This is a genomic window from Streptomyces sp. NPDC058525 (genome assembly GCF_042719495.1).
Lineage (GTDB): Bacteria > Actinomycetota > Actinomycetes > Streptomycetales > Streptomycetaceae > Streptomyces.
Map to the genome: position 1 here is coordinate 61,144 of NZ_JBHXNP010000017.1, position 22,467 is coordinate 83,610.

Annotated in this window: 16 protein-coding genes; 9 read left to right on the plus strand and 7 right to left on the minus strand. The window is 69.2% G+C overall.

Annotation, left to right across the window (positions count from 1 at the left end):
• Positions 1-11: 11 nt before the first annotated feature.
• On the minus strand, positions 12-374 hold the full coding sequence (locus ACFWP3_RS11650) for a hypothetical protein (RefSeq protein WP_384218994.1): 363 nt from the start codon (positions 372-374) through the stop codon (positions 12-14).
• 132 nt (positions 375-506) lie between these two features.
• Here ACFWP3_RS11650 and ACFWP3_RS11655 point away from each other — a divergent pair, with 132 nt between their 5' ends.
• From ACFWP3_RS11655 to ACFWP3_RS11665, 3 genes are read left to right on the plus strand one after another with little or no spacing between them, the layout of a single operon-like run.
• Entirely contained in the window at positions 507-941 is a 435-nt protein-coding gene (locus ACFWP3_RS11655; RefSeq protein ID WP_384218997.1) for a hypothetical protein, read from the plus strand.
• 48 nt (positions 942-989) lie between these two features.
• Positions 990-3,059 carry a hypothetical protein gene (locus ACFWP3_RS11660; RefSeq protein ID WP_384218999.1) on the plus strand — a complete coding sequence of 690 codons (2,070 nt, stop codon included), beginning with the start codon at positions 990-992 and terminating at the stop codon, positions 3,057-3,059.
• Positions 3,056-3,586, plus strand: a complete 531-nt coding sequence (locus ACFWP3_RS11665) for a hypothetical protein (RefSeq protein WP_384219002.1) — start codon at positions 3,056-3,058, stop codon at positions 3,584-3,586. Before ACFWP3_RS11660 ends, ACFWP3_RS11665 begins: the two co-directional genes overlap by 4 nt.
• A gap of 271 nt (positions 3,587-3,857) precedes the next feature.
• Here the strand turns inward: ACFWP3_RS11665 and ACFWP3_RS11670 are convergent, their stop codons facing one another.
• From ACFWP3_RS11670 to ACFWP3_RS11685, 4 genes are all read right to left on the minus strand, one after another.
• Positions 3,858-3,938 carry a hypothetical protein gene (locus ACFWP3_RS11670; RefSeq protein ID WP_384219061.1) on the minus strand — a complete coding sequence of 27 codons (81 nt, stop codon included), beginning with the start codon at positions 3,936-3,938 and terminating at the stop codon, positions 3,858-3,860.
• Positions 3,922-4,335, minus strand: coding sequence for a DUF2397 family protein (locus ACFWP3_RS11675; RefSeq protein WP_384219004.1), 414 nt, complete (start codon positions 4,333-4,335; stop codon positions 3,922-3,924). Before ACFWP3_RS11675 ends, ACFWP3_RS11670 begins: the two co-directional genes overlap by 17 nt.
• Before the next feature lie 80 nt (positions 4,336-4,415).
• The gene (locus tag ACFWP3_RS11680) at positions 4,416-4,544 is read right to left on the minus strand and encodes a hypothetical protein (RefSeq protein ID WP_384219006.1); all 129 of its coding nucleotides are present in this window, start codon (positions 4,542-4,544) and stop codon (positions 4,416-4,418) included.
• A 263-nt stretch (positions 4,545-4,807) separates the two neighbouring features.
• Positions 4,808-6,403 (minus strand): NnrS multi-domain protein, encoded by a 1,596-nt coding sequence (locus ACFWP3_RS11685; protein ID WP_384219009.1) that lies wholly within the window; start codon positions 6,401-6,403, stop codon positions 4,808-4,810.
• 374 nt (positions 6,404-6,777) lie between these two features.
• Between ACFWP3_RS11685 and ACFWP3_RS11690 the strand changes: the two genes are divergently transcribed.
• The 3 genes from ACFWP3_RS11690 to pglX all read left to right on the plus strand — a co-directional run bounded on the left by ACFWP3_RS11690 (position 6,778) and on the right by pglX (position 18,555).
• Entirely contained in the window at positions 6,778-10,068 is a 3,291-nt protein-coding gene (locus ACFWP3_RS11690) for an AAA domain-containing protein (RefSeq protein WP_384219012.1), read from the plus strand.
• 178 nt (positions 10,069-10,246) lie between these two features.
• Positions 10,247-14,935 carry a BREX system serine/threonine kinase PglW gene (gene pglW, locus ACFWP3_RS11695; protein WP_384219014.1) on the plus strand — a complete coding sequence of 1,563 codons (4,689 nt, stop codon included), beginning with the start codon at positions 10,247-10,249 and terminating at the stop codon, positions 14,933-14,935.
• Positions 14,932-18,555: a BREX-2 system adenine-specific DNA-methyltransferase PglX gene (pglX, locus tag ACFWP3_RS11700; RefSeq protein ID WP_384219016.1), complete on the plus strand. Its 3,624-nt coding sequence runs from the start codon at positions 14,932-14,934 to the stop codon at positions 18,553-18,555. Before pglW ends, pglX begins: the two co-directional genes overlap by 4 nt.
• Positions 18,556-18,615: 60 nt before the next feature.
• On the opposite strand, the gene ACFWP3_RS11705 is transcribed toward pglX, so the two are convergent.
• Together ACFWP3_RS11705 and ACFWP3_RS11710 are read right to left on the minus strand one after the other, a co-directional pair.
• On the minus strand, positions 18,616-18,825 hold the full coding sequence (locus ACFWP3_RS11705; RefSeq protein ID WP_384219019.1) for a DUF397 domain-containing protein: 210 nt from the start codon (positions 18,823-18,825) through the stop codon (positions 18,616-18,618).
• Positions 18,822-19,649 carry a helix-turn-helix domain-containing protein gene (locus ACFWP3_RS11710; protein ID WP_384219021.1) on the minus strand — a complete coding sequence of 276 codons (828 nt, stop codon included), beginning with the start codon at positions 19,647-19,649 and terminating at the stop codon, positions 18,822-18,824. Before ACFWP3_RS11710 ends, ACFWP3_RS11705 begins: the two co-directional genes overlap by 4 nt.
• A 208-nt stretch (positions 19,650-19,857) precedes the next feature.
• On the opposite strand from ACFWP3_RS11710, the gene ACFWP3_RS11715 reads away from it, so the two are divergent.
• The 3 genes from ACFWP3_RS11715 to ACFWP3_RS11725 all read left to right on the plus strand — a co-directional run bounded on the left by ACFWP3_RS11715 (position 19,858) and on the right by ACFWP3_RS11725 (position 22,428).
• The gene (locus ACFWP3_RS11715; protein WP_384219023.1) at positions 19,858-20,127 is read left to right on the plus strand and encodes a hypothetical protein; all 270 of its coding nucleotides are present in this window, start codon (positions 19,858-19,860) and stop codon (positions 20,125-20,127) included.
• Between the two features lie 14 nt (positions 20,128-20,141).
• Positions 20,142-20,360, plus strand: a complete 219-nt coding sequence (locus tag ACFWP3_RS11720; RefSeq protein WP_384219026.1) for a hypothetical protein — start codon at positions 20,142-20,144, stop codon at positions 20,358-20,360.
• Positions 20,361-20,541: 181 nt separating this feature from the next.
• Positions 20,542-22,428: a DNA/RNA helicase domain-containing protein gene (locus ACFWP3_RS11725; RefSeq protein WP_384219028.1), complete on the plus strand. Its 1,887-nt coding sequence runs from the start codon at positions 20,542-20,544 to the stop codon at positions 22,426-22,428.
• The last annotated feature ends 39 nt before the right edge of the window (positions 22,429-22,467 follow it).

Genomic DNA, 22,467 nt, shown 5'->3' on the forward strand with positions numbered 1-22,467 from the left:
GACGATGGCCCTCAGTTCAACGCCGCGGGCCAGTAGCGCGCCCCGTTGGCCGCGTAGTCGAGCATCTGGCCCACGACTTCCCGTCGTATGCGGTTGTCGGCCGCCCTCTTGACCTCCACCAGGGTCGGCACACCGTCCGCGTCCACGAACAAGTGGTCCAGCCAGTACGTGGAGCCGCTCTCGCTGCCGGTGGGGACCTTCATCTCGCGCGCCACGAGAAAGAGCCGAAGGGGCCGGCCGTCAGCGAGCGAACCGAAGTCCAGGATCCGGGGGTGGCGGGCCAGCAGCGCCTGGAACTCGACCTCGGTATCGAAGGCGGCAGGCTCCAGGGCGCTCAGTCCCTCACCCGGCAGAAACACGGGCTGTTCGGCCATTCCCATCTCCATCCCCCGAACGTCGATCACCACTGTAGAAGGGCAGGCGGGAGGAATCGGGCGGCGCCCCCCGACCCTGATAGCGTCGAACGGGCGTGCTGATCGGTGACGGCGACGGGGAGACGGACGACCATGGGGTTCGAAGAGGACTGGGGCAGGGCGAGGTCCACCGCGGCGGACCAGGCGGCGATGCGGCTGAACTCGGGACCGCCGCCCGGCCCGCTGCTCCCCGGCACCGGGGACTTCGGCTCGTCGCCCGCGGAGAAGAAGGCCGCGGCGAACACCATCGAAAACGACCTGGAGCCGAGCACCAAGAAGGCCGCGGAGCACGCGGACGAGGCTTCGACCGGCGCGGTCAAGGCCTTCGACGAGTGGAGCACGGCGGCCGGACTGAAGAAGGTCCAGACGACCTGGGACCGGCAGGTGACCGGATTGATGGGCCGGCTGGCCTCGGAGAAGACCGCGCTGCGCGGGACCTCGAACCTGTTCCTGCGCAACGACATCGCGACGGGCGACGGCTTCGGCATCCTGAAGCCGTCCGCGGACTCGAAACTGCACGGAATCTAGACGGAATCTAGGCGGCGGACAACGGCGATGCTGACATACCACCAGGTCATGACGACCGACTTCGGACACCTCACCACGGCTGCCGGCAAGTGGGACGACATGGCCGGGGAGTTCAAGAAGATCGAGGACCGCTACCGGGACAGCGTCCAGAAGATCACCATGGGGGGCCAGGCCTGGACGGGTGTGAGCCTGGGCGCGGCCCAGACCAACTTCGCCGGCACCCGCTACGAGTACTCGGCCGCGCAGACCCAGGCGAAGGCGATCGCCGGCCTGCTGCGTGACGCGCACGAGCAGTTCACCGACCTGAAGAAGAAGGTCGAGTCCGCCCGCGACGACGCGGTGAAGGCCGGCATGAAGGTGTCCGACCAGGGCCGCTGCACCTTCGACTTCTCCAAGGCGGACGCGGGCACGGCCAACGCCGCCCGGCACGACCCGGACCTGAAGAGCGTCGAGAACTCCTGGTCGCAGCACATAGAAAGCGCGGTCAAAGCCCTGGACGACGCCGACCAGGGCGTGAAGATCGCGCTGGAGGCGGCCTGCGCGGACGGCTACGGCGAGAAGAACGACACCACCTTCGGCACGGGCTTCAACGGCACGGCGCAGGGCGACGTCGAGGTGTACGAGGCGCGGAACGCGGAGGACATCGCGACCCGTCTGGCGGCGGGCGAGAAGATCCCGGCGCCCGAGATGGCGGAGCTCCAGCGGTCCTTCCGCGACAACTCGGGCAAGCCGGAGTTCAGCCAGGTGTTCATCAACGGGCTGGGCGCGAAGGGCACGATCGAGCTGACGAACCGGCTCAACGACCAGATCCACGTCAAGAACCCCGCGAACAAGGCGGACTACACGGATCTGCAGAAGGGCCTGGGGGCCACGCTCGCCTCGGCGACGAAGGACCCGAAGTCCGAGGTCTACAAGAAGTTCCGGGCCGACATGCAGAAGGAGGGCCTCGAGCGCCGCAACACCTCCTTCACCGACCTGCGGCTGGAGAAGACGTACGGCTACCAGTCGCTGGTCACGCTGATGAGCCAGGGCGGCGGGGACTACTCGAAGCAGTTCCTGCACGACATGGGCGACGACATCATGAAGGCGGAGAAGGACCGGGACGACATCTGGGTCATGAAGGGCGGCGAGTACAGCGGGGAGCGGACCGGCTGGTTCGCCAACGACCCGATGGACGGCCTGCTCGGCGTGATGAGCCACAACCCGGAGGCGTCGGCGTCCTACCTCAAGGACGAGGACCGGATGAAGCACCTCATGGAGCGCAACTGGGAGGTGGTGCTGGAGGCCAACGAGCACGGCAACTCCGTCCACTACTCCGCCGCACTCGACAAGGACGACCGGGCGGGCTTCGGCGCCGCGCTGCAGGCCGGCGCCACGGGCATCGACCCGTCCTCCGACAACCCGAAGTTCGTCGAGCACACCGCGGACAACAAGGCCGTCTTCAAGAACGCGATCGACCAGTTCGCGAAGGCCGGCGACGACCTCCCCGAATCGCTGCGCGAGCCGATGGCGAGCGTCCTCGTCAACCACGCCGACACGGTGCACGAGGTCACCAGCAGCGTGGACATGCGCTCCCTGCCGGTGCCGCAGAACGACATGTACGAGGTCATCAAGCAGGTCTCCAAGGACCAGGAGGCCTACGGAAACCTGAACTACGGGATCAACCAGGCCATGGTCGCCGACATCCACGAGGCGGGCCAGAAGCACCCGGAGGAGTCCCTGCTGCGGGCCGGGCGCACGGTGGGCTTCCTGGAGGAGGCCCGCACCGCCGCGGTGGGACCGGCCGAGACGGCCGCCTGGGACGAGAAGTGGATGTTCGACACGGCGATCGGCTACCTGCCCGCGTACGACGCGGAGGTCCAGGCCGGCTTCGACTACGTGGTCGACAAGTGGCTGGCGGACGAGCAGAAGCACATCGACCAGGAGTTCACGGACAAGACGTACAGCGCGTTCGAGAAGCGCAACGCCCAGCTGATGGCGCTGGTCGACGAGTGGGAGAAGCAGCACGACACGGGCGCCGGCCGTTTCGAATACGAGGCGAGGATCGACGAGGCTTCCGGCGCCGGCGAGGACCGCGCCAAGGCCGTCGCCCCGCCGGAGAGCGGAGCCGCCGCATGAGGCGCGCCCTGACCGCGGCCACCGCGGGTGCCGCTCTGCTGCTGTCCCTGGTGGCCTGCGGCACCGCCGACGAAGCCCTCCCGGAGACGATCTGCGGCACTCCCGTCTCCCCGGACCTGTCCGGCCCCCTGTTGCAGCCGCGCGGCAAGGTCGTCGAGGGCAGCAGGGTGGACCGCCAGGAGGCGCGAACGGCGCCCTGCGTACTGTCCGTGGACGGCGAACGCGCACTCGGCTTCCGCTTCGCCTTCCACAAGGGCCCACCGGGGGACCTGCTGGCACAGTCCCGCGAGGTGTCGGTCATCGAGCTGACGGAACCGGCCCGGGTGGACCTCGGCTTCGAGGACTCCGTACTCGGCAACGACGGCGCCACGGCCACCGCCCCGTGCAAGACGGCGGGCGGCGACCACTTCACCCTCACGGTGCAGGCGAAGCGGGCCTACAAGAAGAACCCGGACCTGCGGCCACACGTAGAGGCGTTCATGCGCACGTACATGACGGAAACCCTGAAGACCCTGAACTGCGGCTGACGCACTCGCTCCCACCGGGCCGACGAAAAGCCCGCCGCGGACTCCCGGTTCGGGGAATCCGACGGCGGGCGAGGGAGCGGGGGGGTCAGGCGCCCTTCGCGAGCGGCTCCAGGATCGCCACGCACTCCATGTGGTGCGTCATCGGGACGGCGTGGACTGAGTAGCCACTCAAGGAAACTGCTGGTCAGCGCCCCGCGAGTAGCTCCGGTACGGTGGGCGAGCGTCAGATGAGCGTCACGGCCTGGCTGCCTGACCATCGTCTGCACTGTCATCAGGCCAGGTCGGACAGCAGTACGTCAAGGACTGTCTCCTCCTCGATGCGGACGCCCAGTTCCTCAAGCGCGTCGGGCAGACACGGAGCCCAGGGGGCTTCGGCCGGTCGTCCGGTTAGGGGTGGGCCGCCCGATGGGTGAGGGCCGCGGCACGGTAGTCATCCGTCGCCATATAGCGCCAGGCAGCCACGGGACGCGGCGCAGCAGCGCGGAGGCGATGCGCAAGCCTCCCCAGTATCGTGAAGCCAGCACGAGGACAGCCCGCAGCTGGGTCACGATGTCGTGCAGGGCGACGGCCTGCAGCGCGCCGCGCCGCCCGAACGCCTCGTCGTAGACGCCGAGCGCCTCCTCGGCGGCTTCCCCAGCCCGGGTGAGCTGGTAGATGAAACGCTTCCGGTAGAAGTCCCCGACAGCGGTGACCCGCGCGGTATCGGGAGCGGCGTGCAAATTCCCCCAGCCGACGAGGCTGTCCAGCACCTGACCACGACGTCCAACTCAGCGGGTCGCGCCTCGGCCGGCAGGGCGGCGTGCACGTCCTCCGGACGCAGATGGACGGCTCAGCGTTCCCTGGCGACGACGAAGGCCCGCATCACCTGCCGGTAGAGGCCAGTGTTCTGTACGGTTAGGTGCGCGAAAGGGCTGTAGGCGTCCGGTCGTGGTTCCGGGCCGGTGGTCGTGACGCTCATCGCGGTCATTGTCCCGCAGCGGACGGAGCGGACGAAAGTACTTGGCTGATTCGCGACGCGGAACGCAGTCGTGCGGTCCCCGACCGGGCCGCGTGTCGGACGTCGTCGATGCCCTTGGCCCGGACGCGCGTCAATCAACAGATGTGCAAGCACGTGACGATGTCCGCCACCGCCCTCACGGGCTACGGATCAGCGCATGGAGCCTCTGCGAGACCGAGGACGGGACCAACTTCTCGGAACTCCGCGAACGGCCCCGGCAAGGCTCAGTCCCCCTTCGGAAGGCTCTCGTACGAGAACGTGCACCGGACCCTCCCGTCGGCCGCCGGTACAAGGCGTACCTGCTCGGCCGGCACCTGGACCGCCTTGCCCGCCGGCTCGTCCCACAGCGAGGCGGTCCCCCCGGCCTCCCCGAAAGAGACATACGGGCGCCCGGGATTCAGGACACCGCCCCGGGTGCTGAGCTTCGCCGCGGGGACAGTCGGCTCCACGCACATCCATTCCGGCTCCACCCCGAAGTAGGAGGGCAGCTCTGCCTGCCGGGCCGCCGCCGCACGGAGGCCCTTCACCGCATCACCCACCGAGTCCAGCGCCCCCAGCAGGCACAGGACCGCCGCAGCCGCCTGGGCTGTCACGTACAGAAGGACGTTGAGCCGCTCGCTGGGACTGACGAACGGCGCGTGCACGTGTTTCGCGATGCCCCACAGTGCTGGCACGAACAGGGCGAAGCTGAAGAAGCTCAGCAGTTTCACCGCCGAGACGGCCTGCCAGATTGCGGGCACGTCGAGGTCCTCGGGCGTCAGGTCGAGGGTGTCCGCGTACATCGCGTGCAGCACCGATCCGGACGACACTACGGCGGACGCGACGACGGCGAAGGCAAGGGGCGCCACGCAGGTGATCCAGTCAGTCCACGTCCATTGGCGGACCAGAACCCAGATCCCCCAGGCTGTCGTCAGGACGGCGAAGACCGTCAGCATCTGTACCGGGGTCCAGCCCCGGCTGTCCCCCATGTCCGCGCCGAGAGCCGCGGCAAGAAGGAAGGCCGCCACCGCACTCCACAGCACGAGGCTCCACACACGGCCTCCGGACGCGAACATGTCGCGTGCCAACCGGGCTCCCGCCAGGAAGCACACCACCGCCGCGCCCGCCCAGATCCACGTCCGTACACCACTCGCCTGCCGGGCGACCACCGCACAGAAGACCATGATCAGCAACCAGGCCACGAGGCGGTTCGTCCTGCGGCGAAGGTCCTCCGCGCGGCGCGGCACGATGTGGCCGCGCTCCCGGCCGGAAGGCGACCGCACGTCGGTGACGGCTTCGGGGGCGGAACCACTCAGCCGGTCCATACGGGAGAGTCGGCGGGCTTCCGACGCCGTGCCCGTGACCACCATGCCGGTGTCGTGGTGGCCGCGGCTCTCAGCAAACCGTGCGCCCGCGAGCACGGCCGCGCGACGCAGCCTCCCCAACGGCGTCCGCTGACCCGGTACGGGCACGCGCGGCGGCCGGTGCGCCAGTGTGTGCGCTTGCCAGGTGGTCAGCTGCTCCCGGTCCCGGTCCATCGGCTCGCACCGCCGGGCGTACATCTCCAGCCCGGTGGCCCGCGCAAGGCTTTCCACACGCCAGCCCGCGGCCCGCCCGGTACGACGGTTGCGGGCTCCGAAGAACCGCACCTCGACGGAGAACAGCCGGGACGAGGAGTCCGCCCTCAGCACACCGACTGACGCTCCGTCACCGCGAGCGAACGAGCTGACAACGGACCAGCCCTGGCCTTCGAACTCTCCCTCCGCCCTGTCCCAGTCACGCTGCCCGCCCCGTACCTCGATCAGCACGAGCACGCATTGGTCGTAGCGCTTCGCGCGCATCCGCTCTCCTCTCATCCGCGTCTGAAGCTACGGGAGCCGGAGCGCTGCCTGCTCCCGGGTGACCCTGGCCTCGTCGACGGTGAGGCGCGATGTCCGGGGCTGCCCGCATGGGGGCGAAGGGGCCCATACGCGCCGGGCGCTTCCGGGGCCCGGTGACGCTGACGTTGACGTTGACGCATCGCAGGCCGTTCTCCCGCACAGCGCGCACCTTGGGTCAAGGACAGCAATTGGCCGGATCCCACCGACTGGTCGGCTTCCGACCGCGTTGAGTCAACCTGCCATCTCGCGTTCACTGTATGTAACAACCACCAGGTGGGTAGGGTGCGGCGCAGCAGCGGGCCGGCGACCGTACCGGGCAGATCGGGGGACGGTAGGTGGGATGGCGCGAGGAGATCGCCTCGGCGCTCGGCGAGTGGATCGCCGTCGAGGGCGGCGTCGGCAGGCAGCCACGCTGGCAGTGTGTCGGCAGGGCAGCCCGGAGCAGTGAGCCCGGTCGATACGTGGTCGATCTACGGGGCTCCGACATCGGACCGGAGCAGCTGGACTCCTTGAGGCTGGCCGGACCGGACGATGACGGCATCGAGACCAAAGGCTTCGCCGTCTCCGAAACCGCGCAGAACGGCTCCCTTCTCACGGTGCGGGTACCGGAGTTCACCGAGATCACCGACCCACACCTGTGGATGCTCAAGCAGCCGCCCACGTTCCTGATCGAGGCCCTGCGTGACGGCATCGCGGGACTGGGCGAGCATCCCCTCGCCACTGCTCTCGCGACCGGCACGATCGGTGGCCTCTCGGCCCACGCCGTCGACCCACCGGGCTTCCATCCCACCCAGGCGGACGCCTACCGGGCCTGCCTCGGCGAGGGCGTCCACCTGGTGTGGGGGCCTCCGGGCACGGGGAAGACCACCGTCCTCAAGCGTGCCATCGGTGACCTCATCGCCCAGGGCCGGCGTGTGCTGCTGGTATCGGCGACCAATATCGCCGTGGACAATGCCCTGCTGGGGGTGGTGCGCGAGAAGCGCCACGAGTCCGGCGACATCGTCCGGGTGGGACCTCCTCACCTGCGGGAGGTGGCCGAGGACCCGTCCGTATCCCTGCCCTTGATGGTCCAGACCCGTCTCACAGAGGCAGCTGCCCGGCGCACGGCACTCGAGGCCGAACTCGTCGCGATCGGGGAACGAGCCCGGCAGTTGGCAGCTTGGGAGAGCAGCCTTGCGGGATTCGACGCCCCGTCGTACTTCGCGGCGCTGAAGCTCCTGCAGACGCCCGGACAAGACGTGGCAGCGACACAAGCCCGGGTGACGGAGGCGGAGCAGCGGCTCGGCCAGGCCGTCCAGCACCTGGCTCACCTCGGGGAGGCCATCGGAACGGCGCACGGACGTCAGAAGGCCGTCGACGCCGCGAAGGACCGGTGGCGCGAAGTCGACGACCTCGCGGAGGAGATCACCCGTGTGCAGGAAGCGGCTGGGAACAGCGAAGCCGACGCCCTGCTCGCGGACGACCACCGCCGCGCCTTGCAACTGAGGCTGAAAGACCTCGAGGCGAAGGGTGCTGTCGCCAAGTGGCGACAGCGCGACACGATCACCGCCCTCCAGGACGAACTGGCAGACGCCCGGACAGCCGCCACGGACGCCAGGGTGGCAGCCCGGGAGGCCCGCGCCACCGCGACCGCGCACATCGCCCGCATCGGTGCACGCATCAACGCATTGGCCGAGACCATCCCGCTCACCCGGGACCAGATCTCCCGGCTCGAAGCCGACGCCGTGTCCCTCGTGGCCGAGAGCGAGCAGGCGCAGCATGAGGCGTTCGCCCTCGAACGGGAGGCGGTCCGCGCCTCCGAGACCGCCGCCCGCTCCCGGCAGGCCCGTGACCTGACCGAACACGCCGCCGGACGGGGCTGGCCGGCCCAGCACGACCGGGCCGAACGACTGCGTCCCGCCGTGGCGGCCGACCACGCCCGCCGCCCGGAACTGGAGAAGCAGTACCAGCAGGCGCAGGAGCAGTACGAACGGCTCGCCCGCAACGCCCAGGGCGAGATCATCAAGTCCGCCAAGCTGGTCGCCACCACACTGGCCCGGTTCCGCACCAACCGAACGGTCTTCGAGGGGCCTTACGACGTAGTCCTCGTCGACGAGGCGGGGGCCGCGACCCTCCCCGAGGTCCTGCTCGCCACCGGAAAGGCGGACCGGGCGGCCGTCCTGCTCGGGGACTTCATGCAGCTGGGACCGGTGATCCCGCCGGCCCTCGGCAACAACGACCGCCCCGACATCAAGCGGTGGCTGCATCCGGACGTCTTCCAGCATTGCGGCATCCATGAACCCTCCGATGCCCAGGCTCACCCGTCCTGCGTCACGCTCACCGAACAGCACCGTTTCGGCCCCGCCGTCATGCGCCTGGCCAACGACCTCGCGTACGGCGGTGTCCTCACGGGCGGCCCCCAGGTGCTGCGGGAGCGACCGGACAACGATCCCGAGATCGTCCTCATCGACACCGACGGCCTGCACGAGCTGGCCCGCGCCCACCTGACCGGCAGCCGCAAGGGATGGTGGCCCGCCGGCTCCCTCATCGCCCGGGCTCTGGTGGAACTCCACCGAGAACAGGGTGAAGAGGCAGGCATCGTCACGCCGTACGGAGTCCAGGCCGAGGCCACCCTGGAGGCACTGCGCGACGTGGAAGGCGCGGGGCGCCCGCTCGCGGAGGTCGGTACGGCCCACCGGTTCCAGGGACGAGAGTTCGACGTCGTCGTCTTCGACACGGTGGAGGGGAGTGGGGACAGCCGTGAGCTGTGGATGGCCCTCGCCCACCGACAGCCGGGGGCCGATGCCTGGCACCGCAACGGCGTCCGCCTGTTCAACGTGGCGGTGACCCGGACGAAGGCCCGGCTGTACGTCGTCGCCGGCGGGGCTCGCGTCAGGAACGCCAAGCCCGGAACGGCCCTGGCCCGGCTCGCTGCGCTGATCGGATCCCCGGGCGTCCGGGTCCTGAAGGCCAAGCACCTGATCGCTCCGCCGAAGGCCCCGGTCCCGTTCCGCGGTGAGTTCGGCACGGCCCTGGCGGAGGTGTTGGGCCGACACGTGGAGGTGACCGACGTCCACGACGAGACGACCTTCTACGACACCTTCACGGAGGAGATCCTTCAGGCACGCCACTCGCTGTGGCTCTGGGCGCCGTGGGTCGCGAAGCGGCTCCGCTCCCTCCTGCCCGCCCTGGCCGCTGCAGCCGACCGGGGCGTACGGATCACCGTCTTCATCCGCGACGACACGGACCAGCTGCAGCGCAAGCCCGCGAGCCAGGCGCTGATCGCGGATCTGCGCACCGTGGCAGACGCCGTGATCCCGATGAACGTCATGCACCAGAAGATCGCGGTCTTCGACGAGCGGACCGTCCTGCTCGGCAGCCTGAACGCCCTGTCCCAGAGCTGGACCCGGGAGGTGATGGTGGCGATGCGCGGCGCGTACTTCGCCCGCAAGCTGCTCGCGCACGAGCACGCGGAGATCTTCGCCCGCCCGCCGAAGTGCGGCCGGTGCCGGGGCGCGGAGATCGAGATCCGGCGGCGGAAGAACGGCAACTGGTTCTGGCGCTGCTACGCCACCGCGTGCAAGGCCACCCCTTCTGGACGCTCCAACGCCTGGACCCAGGACATCCGGCTGCGTGCCGGCCGCTGAAATCCCGCCCGCCCGTACTCGATCATCACGTCGAGCCCCTGCTTCTCGTCGCTCTGACCAGGTCCGGCTGTCACTCCCTGCCGTTAGGATTCTCGGAGTTTCCGCCAAGTCCGGCAGTGCCGGACGGAACGGGCGGAGATCACAGACGGCGCGGTGACGGAGAAGGCGGGAACAGCGCATGCGGGAAGGCCGGTGGACCACGGTCACCGAGTCCGAGTTCGACCATGAGCGCCGCGCCCTCGACGCCATCCGGGACCAGCTGCCCGACTCCGACCCCTGGCGTGCCTGGTCCAACTTCACCTTCACCGCGAACACCGGCCATGTCCGTGAAGTGGACCTGCTGGTCGTCGCCCCGGGCGGCGCCTGCATGATCGAGCTGAAGAACTGGCGCGGCACGGTCACCAGCGAGAGCGGCACCTGGGTACAGCTGAAGCCCAATGGGCGCCGGGAGTCCCACGGCAATCCGCTGCACCTGGTCAACAAGAAGGCCAAGGAACTGGCCGGGCTGCTCGGGCAGCAGGGCAAGCGCGTCTGGGTGGCCGAGGCGGTCTGCTTCACTGACGGCTCCCTGCGGGTCCGGCTGCCCGCCCACGACCAGAACGGGATCTACACCCTTCCCGAGCTGCTCACCATGCTGAAGCAGCCGCCGCGGGAGGAGCGCCACCGGATCACCGCCGTCGACTCCCGCGAGATCAAGGCCGCGCTGGAGCGGGTCGGCATCCGCCGCAGCGACGCCGAGTACAAGGTGGGCCCGTACGAGCTGGAGCGGAAGGCCTTCGACGCAGGGCCGACCTGGGCCGACTACAACGCCAAGCACAGCGAGCTGCCCGAGACCGCCCGGGTCCGCATCTACCTCCGCGAACGCGGCTCCTCCGCGGCGCTTCGAAAGTCGGTGGACAACGCCGCCCGCCGGGAGGCCGCCGTACTCCAGCGGTTCAGGCACCCCGGTGTCGTCCAGTACCGGCAGTACTTCCCGTCCGAGCACTCCGCGGGGCCCGTCGTCGTGTTCGACTACGACCGGCAGACCCTGCGCCTGGACGAGTACCTCCTCCAGTACGGGGACAAGCTGGACATCCTGGCCAGGATGTCGCTGGTCCGGCAGCTCGCCGAGACGATGCGCTCCGCCCACTCGCGCCGCATCTTCCACCGGGCACTGGCCGCCCGCTCCATCCACGTGATCCCGCGCAGCCGGGGCCGCGAGGGCCGGACGGTCGGCGAGGAGACCGCGTGGCTCACCCCGCGCCTGCAGATCTCCGATTGGCAGATCGCGACGCAGAGCAGCGGCACCGGCGGCGCCGCCCCAGGTGCCACCCGGCTCGCGCCCACCGCGCTCTCCGCCATGCATCTGTCGGAGGGCTCGGACCCGTACTTCGCACCCGAGCTGACCGCCCTCAGTGCCGACCCGGTCTACCTGGACGTCTACGGCCTCGGGGTCCTCACCTACCTGCTCGTCACGGGCAAGCCCCCGGCCGCCAGCCAGGCCGAGCTGCTCGCGCGGCTCGAAGCGGGCGAAGGGCTGCGGCCCAGCTCGCTGGTGGACGGCCTGTCGGAGGACATCGACGACCTGGTCCAGGCCGCCACCGCCTACCGGCCCGCCCAGCGGCTGTCCACGGTGGACGAGTTCCTGGAGATGCTGGAGCTCGTCGAGGACGCCCTCACCGCACCTTCCGCCGATTCCGCGGCCTCCGTCCAGGAAGCTACCGACAGCGCCGATCCCGCTGTCGCCCCGGCCCCCGAGAAGGACCCGCTCGAGGCCGTCGCCGGGGACGTGCTCGCCGGCCGCTGGGAGGTCCGGCGCAGGCTGGGCACCGGCTCCACCAGCCGGGCCTTCCTCGTCCGCGACCGCGAGGCCGATGCACGCCATCCCCGCTCCCTGGCGGTCCTCAAGGTGGCCCAGTCCGACAGCCGTGGCTCGGTGCTGGAGCGCGAAGCCGAGATCATGGGCCGGCTCCGCGCCGACTCCCGGGTGATCCGGCTCGTCGAGCCGCAGCCCCTGAAGATCGGCGGCCGTACGGTCCTCGCCCTGGAGTACGTGGGCGACGAGCGCGCAGCCGATCCTGAAGGCACGGACGAGTCCGGCATCCGTACCCGCCACCGTGAGGAGACCGTCGCCCGCCAGCTCCGCGACCGCGGGCGCCTCCCCATGGACCAGCTGGAGGCGTACGGCGACTACCTGTTCGGCGCCGTCGACTTCCTGGAGGGCGAGGGCGTCTGGCACCGCGACATCAAGCCGGACAACATCGCCATCCGGATCCGCCCGAACCGCACCCGCGAACTCGTCCTGATCGACTTCTCGCTCGCCGGCTACCCGGCGACGGAACACGAAGCGGGCACCGAGGGCTACCTCGATCCGTTCATCGGCACCCTCACGCGCTCGGCGTACGACTCGCACGCCGAGCGGTACGCGGTCGCCGTCACCCTGCACGAGATGGCCTCCCGCGAGCTGCCCAAGTGGGGGGACGGCTCGCTCCCGCCCCGGATGACCGACCAGAAGGAGTTCCCGCACCCGCTGATCGCGGCCGACGCCTTCGAGCCCGCGGTCCGCGACGGCCTGGTGGCCTTCTTCCGCAAGGCCCTGGCCCGGGACACGGCCAAGCGGTTCCCGGACCTCAAGCCGATGCGGGACGCCTGGAAGAAGATCTTCCTGGACGCTTCGCAGTCCGTCCCGTCCAGCCACCGCTCCCGCCACCCCGAGCCGACGACCGCCCCGCAGACCCCCGAGGCCGACGCCCCCGCCATCGCGCGGGCCGACTCCCTGACCGCCGACGAGCAGCGCGACCGGCTGGCCGCCGAGGTCACCCGGGACACCCACCTCTCGGCCGCCGGCCTGACCCCGGCCGCCGAGTCCTTCCTCTACGGGCTGGACATCACCACGGTCGGCGGCCTGCTCGAGTACAGCCGCTACAAGCTCCCCAACGCTCCGGGCCTGGGCGCCAAGACCCGGGCCGAAGTGCAGCGGCGCCAGCGCGAGTGGGGCAACCTGCTGCGCGAAGCACCGGTCTCGCCGCTCAGCCCGCGCGGTCGGGCTGAGGCCAAGGAGGAGCTCGCCCAGCTCACCGCCGCGGAATCCGCCGTACTCGGCGGACTCGCGACGACCGAAGGCGCGAGCGGTCTGTCCGGCAAGGCCCTCCGGTCGGTGTCTCTGGACACCCTCGCCACGCTCCTCGTACCCGAGCTGAACAACAACCGCTCCAACGCCAACAAGGTCAAGATGGTGCGCCTGCTGCTGCGCCTGCCCGACGAACGCGGCGAGCTGCCCGCGATCGGCGTCTGGCCGAAGCAGAAGGACGTGGCGGAGGCGCTGGACCTGTCCGTGGGCCGCATCCCGCAGATGCTGAAGGAGGAGCGCAAGCGCTGGAAGAAGCACCCGGCGGTGCAAGCGCTCCGTGACGAGATCGTCAGCCTCCTTGAAGGGCTCGGCAGGGTCGCTTCCGCCGTCGAGGTCGCAGACGCCCTGGCGGTGCGCCGCGGCACCCGGCTCGCCGAACGGGAGCAGCGCCGCGCGCTGGCGCTCGCCGCGGTCCGCGCCGTGGTGGAGGTCGAGCAGCTCGACCCGGAGGAAGCCGAGTTCCAGCACCAGCCGAACCGCAAGGCGACGGAGGACTCCCTGGGCGCGGGCCTGCTGGCCCTGGACGTCCGGGAGGCCGACGGCCCGGACACCCCGACCGCCCCCGGCCTGCTGGACTACGCCTCCCGACTGGGCCGTACCGCGGACCGACTGGCCCGCCTCGAAACCCTCCCGACGGCCGCGACCGTCCTCGGTGAGCTGAACGCGCTGACCGTCCCGCCGGGCACCATCGACTGGGACGAGCGCCGCCTGGTCCAGCTGGCCGCCGCCGCCTCGGCGAACGCGGCGGCCACCCCGCGCCTGGAGGTCTACCCCCGCGACCTGGCGTTCGTACGGGCCCTGCGCCTCACCCAGGCCGGCCTGGTACGTCTCACCCCGGGCATGCCGGAAGGCCGCCAGCCCGGCATCCGGGCGGAGGACATCCACGAGCGCGTACGCGCCCGCTTCCCCGAACTGGTCGTCCAGGACGCACGGGGCACCCTCACCCACGACCTGCCGACCGGCGGCCCGCTGACCAAGGCCCTGCGGGACGCAGGCTTCGATCTGTCCCTGTCCACCCTCCAGGGCACGAAGACGCAGCGCTACCTGCCCACCCGCATGGACAGCATCACCAGCGGCTACCTCACCTCCGGCTCCGGCCCGCGGGCAACGGACATGAGCGCCGCGATCCGCTACGCGGACGATCCGCTGCTGGCGGGCGCCGCCCGCGCAGACGAGCGGCTGCGCGTCTCCGCCCGCAAGGACGGCTACCGCGTCCTGACCGTGCACCACGGCAGCTCGCCGGCGGCAGTCCGGGCCCTGGAGGCCCGCATGGACGCGGCAGCGGTCTCGGTCACCGAACTCTTCCTGGAAGCCCTGCACGCTCTGGTCCCACCCGACACCAAGCCGACGTGGGAAACCCTGCTCAAGGCGGACGCTGCGGAGTCCGGGTCGCGCGGCGCGCTCAAGTTCGCCGAGTACGCGCGGACGGCCTGGGGCGCGGTGGAGCCCCGGGTACGGGACCTGCTCTCTCCTGCTACCGGCTCTGGCCCGGTCCTCCTCACGGACGCGTCGGTCTTCGCCCGGTACGACGCGATGGGCGTCCTGGACCGGCTGGCCGAGGCCGCACGGCAGGGCGGGCGCGGGCTGTGGCTCCTCGTTCCGCAGGGCGACCCGGCTCGGGAGCCGAGGCTGGGGCAGGTGGCCGTGGCCTACCAGGTGGGCCTGGGCGAATGGATCGAACTTCCGGACTCATGGGTCCAGGACCGGCACCGGCAGGCAGCCGGCGCCACCGCTTCAACCGAGGGAGACGTCAAGTGATCGACCGCAAGGCCCTGTTGGACGATCTGAAGAAGCAGGTCACAGCGGCCGAGGCCGATCTGACGAAACAGGTCAAGGCCGTCGAGGAGGTCGGCGCGAGGCTGAAGGCCGAGTACGACCGCGCCCGCAAGCTGGGCCGCACGGCGGCGACCTGGAACTCCTGGCTGGACGACCGCGTCACCCAGGTGGCGGTGGCCTGGGTCCTAGGCACGGTCTTCGTCCGCTTCTGCGAGGACAACGGCCTGATCCCGGAGCCGTACCTGACGGCCCCGGGCACCGACCGCCGCGACCTGGCCCTGGCCAAGTACGAGGAGTACGTGGCCACGTCTGCGGACCCGACATACCGCGGCTGGCTGGAGCACGCCTTCGAGGAACTGGGCGCCGGCCAGGCGGGCCGCCTCCTCTTCGACCGCCGCCACAACCCCCTGTACCAGATTCCCCTCTCGCACGACGGCGCCAGCGACCTGGTGGACTTCTGGCGCGCCCGCGACGAAGCGGGCGTCCTGATCCACGACTTCACGGACCCGCTGGAGGAGGACGGAGACGGCACGAAGGGCTGGGACACCCGCTTCCTGGGCGACCTGTACCAGGACCTGAGCGAGGCGGCACGTAAGACGTACGCACTGCTCCAGACCCCGGAGTTCGTGGAGGAGTTCATCCTCGACCGGACGATGAACCCAGCGGTCCGCGAGTTCGGCTACGAGGGCCTGAAGATGATCGACCCCACGTGCGGGTCGGGCCACTTCGTCCTAGGCGCGTTCCGTCGATTGGTCCGCCTGTGGGCGGAAGGCCAGCCGGCCAAGGACCTGCATGCGAGGGTCGCGGCGGCTCTGGGTTCAGTCCACGGCGTCGACCTGAACCCGTTCGCGGTGGCCATCGCGCGATTCCGGCTCCTGGTGGCGGCGATGGCGGCGAGCGGGGTCCGGACGCTGGCCGAGGCCGCGAGGTACGAGTGGCCGATCCACCTGGCGGTGGGCGACTCCCTCATCAAGCACCGCCACAAGCAGGAGAGCCTGTTCGAAGGCGACGGCTCGGAGGACTCGGATGAACTGGCCGAGTTCAAGTACGAGACGGAAGACATCCACGAACACCCGGACATCCTGAAGCAGGGGCGCTACCACGTGGTGGTCGGCAATCCGCCGTACATCACGGTGAAGGACAAGAAGCTCAACGAGCTGTACCGAGGCTTGTACGACGCGTGCGCGGGAACGTATGCATTGTCGGTGCCGTTCGCTCAGCGATTCTTCGAGCTCGCGATGGCCGGAGACGCCGAAAGCGGGCGCCGGTATGGCATGGTCGGCCAGATCACTGCGAACTCCTTCATGAAGCGCGAGTTCGGCACGAGGCTCATCGAGACGTACTTCGGCCATGAGGTGGAACTGACCGAAGTCGTAGACACCTCAGGTGCATACATTCCTGGACACGGAACCCCGACGGTCATCCTGGTCGGCAGGCGACGAGGCGGCAGCACGCGCAGAACGACTATCCGGACTGTACGAAGCGTCCAGGGTGAGCCTTCCGCGCCAACGAGCGGTGGGGAAGGATTGGTATGGAAGGCAATCGTCCGCCAAATCGACATGCCGGGGTCGGCTAGCACATGGGTGTCGGTTGATGACTTGAACCGGGACATCTACTTTAGCCAGCGCCCCTGGATTCTCTCCGATGGTGGATTGGAGCTTGTCTCCAGCATTTCCTCAGCATCGACTACCACTCTAAGCCAGATCTCCGAAGCAATTGGCGCAGGTGCAGTAACACGCGAAGACGACGCATACATGGTCGGCGCGGGTTTCCTGCGACGCAACAAGGTTCCCCCTACTCAGCAGCGGGATATCGTCGAGGGAACCCAGGTCCGCGACTACCTGATTTCTGAACCGAAAGCCTCTATTTGGCCCTACTCGGCAGAGACACTCAAGCCAGACGCCGCCGACTCGACACTCCGCACACTCTGGCCCTACAGGACGCCCCTAACGAACCGAATCGCGTTTGGAAAGAGCCAGGTACAGCGAGGCCTAACTTGGTTCGAGTACTCAATGTTCTTCAAGGAACGATACAAGTCCCCCCTTTCTATCGCGGTGCCCGAGACGACCACGTTGAATCACTTCACCCTCGATCGAGGCGATAAAGTCTTCAAGGATACCGCCCCTGCAATCACGCTCACAGATCAGGCAAGCGAGGAAGAGCACCTACGCCTACTCGCCCTGCTCAATAGTTCCCTGGTGTGCTTCTGGCTCAAGATGAACTGTCACGACAAGGGTAGCCAGGGCGTTAACGAGGGCTTCAAGTCGCAGGAGTGGGAGCGCTTTTACCAGATCAAGGGAGCCAACCTCGGGCGCATCCCGCTACCGCACACCTCCCCCATTTCCCTGGGCCTTCGCTTGGATAACCTCGCGCAGCAGCTCAAATCTGTCATTCCCTCAAGCCTTGCAGTACACGGCACACCAAACAGCACTTCGCTTCGCAACGCGCGGCTAAGCTGGAGCGCCACCCGCGCCCAGATGATTGCATTGCAGGAGGAGCTGGACTGGCAGGTCTACTCCCTCTACAATTTGCACCCCCAAGACCTCCGAGTTTCCGAGTCTCCGAACTCACCTGACATCCCCGAACTCGCCCTAGGTGAGCGCGCCTTCGAGATCGTGCTCGCACGCCGCATTGCTGCTGGCGAGGCCAGTGGCGAGTGGTTCAAGCGGCATGGGTCCACGCCCGTCACCGAGATTCCCTCGCACTGGCCCGCCGCCTACCGCAAGGTCGTCCAGAAGCGGATCGACGCCATCGAGTCGAGCCGTGCCATCGGCATGATCGAGCGGCCCGAGTACAAGCGCCGCTGGGCCACCGAAGGCTGGGACGCGCTCCAGGAGAAGGCGCTGCGCGCCTGGCTGTTGGACCGGATCGAGGACCGCTCGCACTGGTTCGATGAGAACGGGATGCCCGCCCTCGTCACCCTCTCCCGGCTCACGGACAACCTGTCCCGCGACGAGGACTTCGTCTCCGTCGCCAAGATCTACGCCCCACGCAAGGAACTGCCCGCCGTCGTCGCCGAGCTGATGACCGACGAGCACGTCCCCTTCCTCTCTGCCCTGCGCTACAAGCCCTCCGGGCTCAAGAAGCGCGCCGACTGGGAGCACGTCTGGGACCTCCAGCGGCAGGAGGACGACGCCCCGGACGAGCCGGCCAAGCGGAAGATCCGGGACGAGATCCCGGTCCCACCGAAGTACACCTCGGCCGACTTCCTGCGCCCCTCCTACTGGCGGGCCCGCGGCAAGCTCGACGTGCCCAAGGAGCGCTTCATCTCCTACGGGCAGACCAACGTCCCCACCCCGGAGCTGTACGGCTGGGCCGGTTGGGACCACGCCGAGCAGGCGTACGCGCTCGACACGTACATCGCCGCCAACGAGGCCCTGAGCGCGGAGGAAGCGATGCCCTTCCTGGCCGGCCTGCTGGAGCTCCAGCCGTGGCTGGACCAGTGGCACGAGGAACCCGATCCGGCCTTCGGCTCCTCCAAGGCCGCGTTCTTCCGTGGCGACCGCCAGATGGAACAGGGCAAGCACGGTCTGACGGACGACGACCTGCGGGCCTGGCGTCCTGCCGCCGCAACACGTGGACGCCGTACCGCCAAGAAGTAGCAGTCGCCACAACGCGGAACGGCTCCTGTGATCCCTCGATCACAGGAGCCGTTCCGTTGTTCAGGCAGTCAGCTCGCCGTCCCGGACGGCCGCAACGAACGCAGCCCAACCGCGGACGGGGAACACTAGGACGGGACCGTGCAGGGTCTTGCTGTCTCGTACAGGAACGATGGCGGCGAAGTCGTCCGATACCTCAACGCAAGCGCCGCCGTCCTGATTGCTGTAGCTGCTCTTGCGCCACGTAGCGGCACTCAGGTCGATGGATCTCACGGTGCTTCCTCCAACATCCGCAGGATGAACTTCCGCGACTCAGCCGGGGAAAGTGCCAGGTCACGCACCGCATCGTACGTCGTCTGCAACCGCACGACGGGGTTTGCTTCCTCGATCAGTTCGCCCCGGTATCCGTTCTCGGTGTAAGCCACCGTACGACCTTCCGGCAGAAGCAGGTACCAGACGTCCATGCCCATCAAACCGTGCAGCCCAGCGCTCTGTTCAAGCACGTGCACTGTCACTTGTGGCCGCTCTGCCATCTCCAGCATGTACTCAAGCTGTTCTCGCCACACATCTGAGTCACTCAGTGGAGTCCGCAGGGCCGCCTCCGCGATGATCGTCCGAAACCGCGGCGCCGCCTCCCCCTCCAGCAGCTCCCGCCGCGACATCCGCGCCTCCACCTGCTGCGTCAGCTCCGGTTCCACCATCCCGCCCGCCGTCAGCAGCTCCCGCGCATACCCCGGCGTCTGCAACAACCCCGGCAGCACGCTCACCGCAAAATGCCACAGGCTCACCGCCTCCGCCTCCAGCGCCATGTACCGGCGGTACTGCTCGCGGAACTGCCGCTGATCCCCCGCCGCTACCTCCCACAACGCCAGCAGCAGCCCCGGCGTCCCGTAGTGCTGGTCCAACGCCTGGACCACCTCCGGGCCGCCCAGGGTCTCGCCCTTCTCCATCTTCCCGAACAACGACCAGTCCCACCCCAGCCGCTCCCCCAGCTGCCGCAGGCTCGCCCCGCTCCCGGTCCGGAGTATCCGCAGTTCCTCCGCGAACCGCTGGCGTGGTTCCTGGCTGCGGCCGGTGATGACGCGTCGCTGCGGCATCGCGCTCCCCTCCGAGGACGGTGCTGGTGTGGAAGGTGTGGAACCACTGATCACCTGCGGCGAAGCACAGCAGCCCCACGGCGTGGCGGGCCGGTTCCGGATACATGCTCGTGATGCCCGCACTACGCACGGTAATCCGACCTGCAGACCCGGGTCAGGCGAACGACGGAAACCCGCTCGACCGGAACTCCCCACGACAGGAGCCCTCATGGCCACCACGCCACACCATCGGACCCCGAACACCGCACGCGCCACACGCGCATCCCGAGCCAAGATCAAGGAGGCCATCACCGCCCGCGACGCACTCGCCGCCGCTCTCTCCCGGGCCGGAATCCAACTCCCCGCCATGGACGTCCGTACCCCCTGGCCCGACGAGCGCGCCGACGAGGCCCGGTACGCGCTCGTGCACCTGGGGGTCTGCTCCGCGCCCGTCGCCCACGCCCTCGCCGCCGTCATCGCCAAGGGCGCCGCCGGGTGACGGACCCTCCACCCGTGCACCTGCGGTCCGGCGATGCCGTGCGGGACCGCCGGCACGGCCGGGTCGGTGTCGTCACCGACTACGCCGACACCCACAACGGCGTCAGGCTCCGCCCGCTCACCTCCGGCCCGGAGTGGACCGCCGAACCGGCCGATCTGGAGCCGGTGAGCCGCCGGGAGCGGCTGCGGGTCTGCCTCGCCGAGGTGAACGCCCGCAGCCGGAGATCGATTTGAGCCAGGTCACCAGGCCAGGCCTGCCCTGAGCGACCGCGTGATCACCGTCTGCCCTACCATGGCCGGACCAATCTCAGCGGCCCGACGAGCTTCCTGACCACACGCGCGCAGGCGCGGGCGGACACCGACCAGGACATGCCCCCACCCGCACGAGTCATTTCGTGCTGCCTGGGGGCAAGTCTTGCTGTTCCGTGAATCCGTGGCATCCGTGGCCGCCCGCTTCTTCGGCGGTTCGGTCGCGGAAGGGGCGCTCGCGCTGATGCTGGCCGAGAACTTCCTGCACGCCAGGGGCCACCGCCCGCACCCCTCGGAGATCCAGTCCTGGGAGCGCAGCCTCCCGGTGCTGGCGAACACCCTGGTCGAGGCCGGTCTCGGCGACGTCGAGATGCTGATCGAGTACGCGCTGCCGCTCACCAGCAAGCGCGCCGACGTGATACTGGCCGGCGTGCACCCGGCCACCGGTGAGCCCTCGTACGTGATCGTGGAACTCAAGCAGTGGAGCAAGACGTACCAGGAGGCCGACGACCCGCGGCTGTGCCGGATCGACGCGTACCCCGACGCCCAGCTGAACCCCATCGAGCAGGTCCGCGCCTACTGCGACTACCTGGTGTCCTTCAACGGGGCGCTGGAGCACACCCCCGAGTCGGTCGCCGGGGTGGCTTACCTGCACAACGCCAAGGACTCCGACGTCCGGTGGCTGCGCGAGGTGCCGGAGGACGTGCGCGGGCGGCTGTTCACCCAGGACCAGCGCAGCTCCTTCCAGCACTACCTGCGCTCCCGGCTCGCTCCGAAGCCCGGGGGCGAGGCCGCCGAGATCCTGCTCCACGGCAAGGTGCGGCCCTCGAAGCAGCTGATGAAGGTGGCGGCCGAGGAGGTCCGCAACCGCGAGCAGTTCGTCCTGCTGGACGAGCAGAAGGTCGCCTACGAGCTGGTGATGTCGGCGGTCCGCAAAGCCCAGCGCGCGAACCACAAGCAGGTGATCGTCGTCGCCGGCGGGCCGGGCTCCGGGAAAAGCGTGATCGCCCTGTCGCTCCTGGGCGAGCTGTACCGCCGCGGGGTGGCGGCCCTCCACGCGACCGGGTCCTCCTCCTTCACCGAGACCATGCGGAAGGTCGCGGGAGCTCGGAAGACCGAGGTGCAGAGGCTGTTCAAGTACTTCAACAGCTTCATGGAGGCGGAACCGAACGACCTCGACGTCCTCATCTGCGACGAGGCGCACCGGATCCGCCTGACCTCCGCCAATCGCTACACCAGGGCCCACCTGCGCACCGGGCGCCCCCAGGTCGCAGAGCTGATCGACGCTGCCCGGGTACCGGTGTTCCTGCTGGACCAGCACCAGGTGGTGCGCCCGGGAGAGATGGGGACCGTCGAGCAGATCGAGCAGGCCGCCAAGGCTCAGGGCCTGGAGTGCACGGTCGTGAAGCTGGACAGCCAGTTCCGGTGCGGGGGCAGCGAGGCGTACCTGCGCTGGGTGACCGGTCTGCTCGGGCTGGAGGGTGACGGGCCCGTCGTCTGGGAGCCGGACGAAAAGGTGCAGCTGCTGACCGTGGGCAGCCCTCAGGAGCTGGAGGACTTCCTGACCGCCCGCAAGGCGGAGAAGTACGGGGCGCGCATGGCGGCCGGCTACTGCTGGAGCTGGACCACGAAGATCACCTCGGAGATGACGGAACTGCCCGCCGACGTCGCGATCGGCGGCTGGGCCAAGCCGTGGAACGTGCCCGGCGACCGCTCTCTGTTCGGGGCGCCGCCGCGCGCGCTGTGGGCCACCGAGGAGGCCGGGTTCGGGCAGGTCGGCTGCGTCTACACCGCGCAGGGCTTCGAGTACGACTGGTCCGGCGTGATCATCGGGCCGGATCTGGTCTGGCGTACCGACCGGTGGGTGGTGGACCGTACCGCTTCCAAGGACCCGATCTTCACCAAGTCGACCACCGACGACGACATCGACCGGCTGATCCGCAACACCTACAAGGTGCTGCTCACCCGGGGCATGATCGGCACCGTGATCTACTCCACGGACGCCGAGACCCGGGAGAAGCTCCGCGAGCTGATCCCGGCCGCCCAGGTGTGATCGCCTCTGGCGATATCGGTCCCGTGATGTCCGACCCAC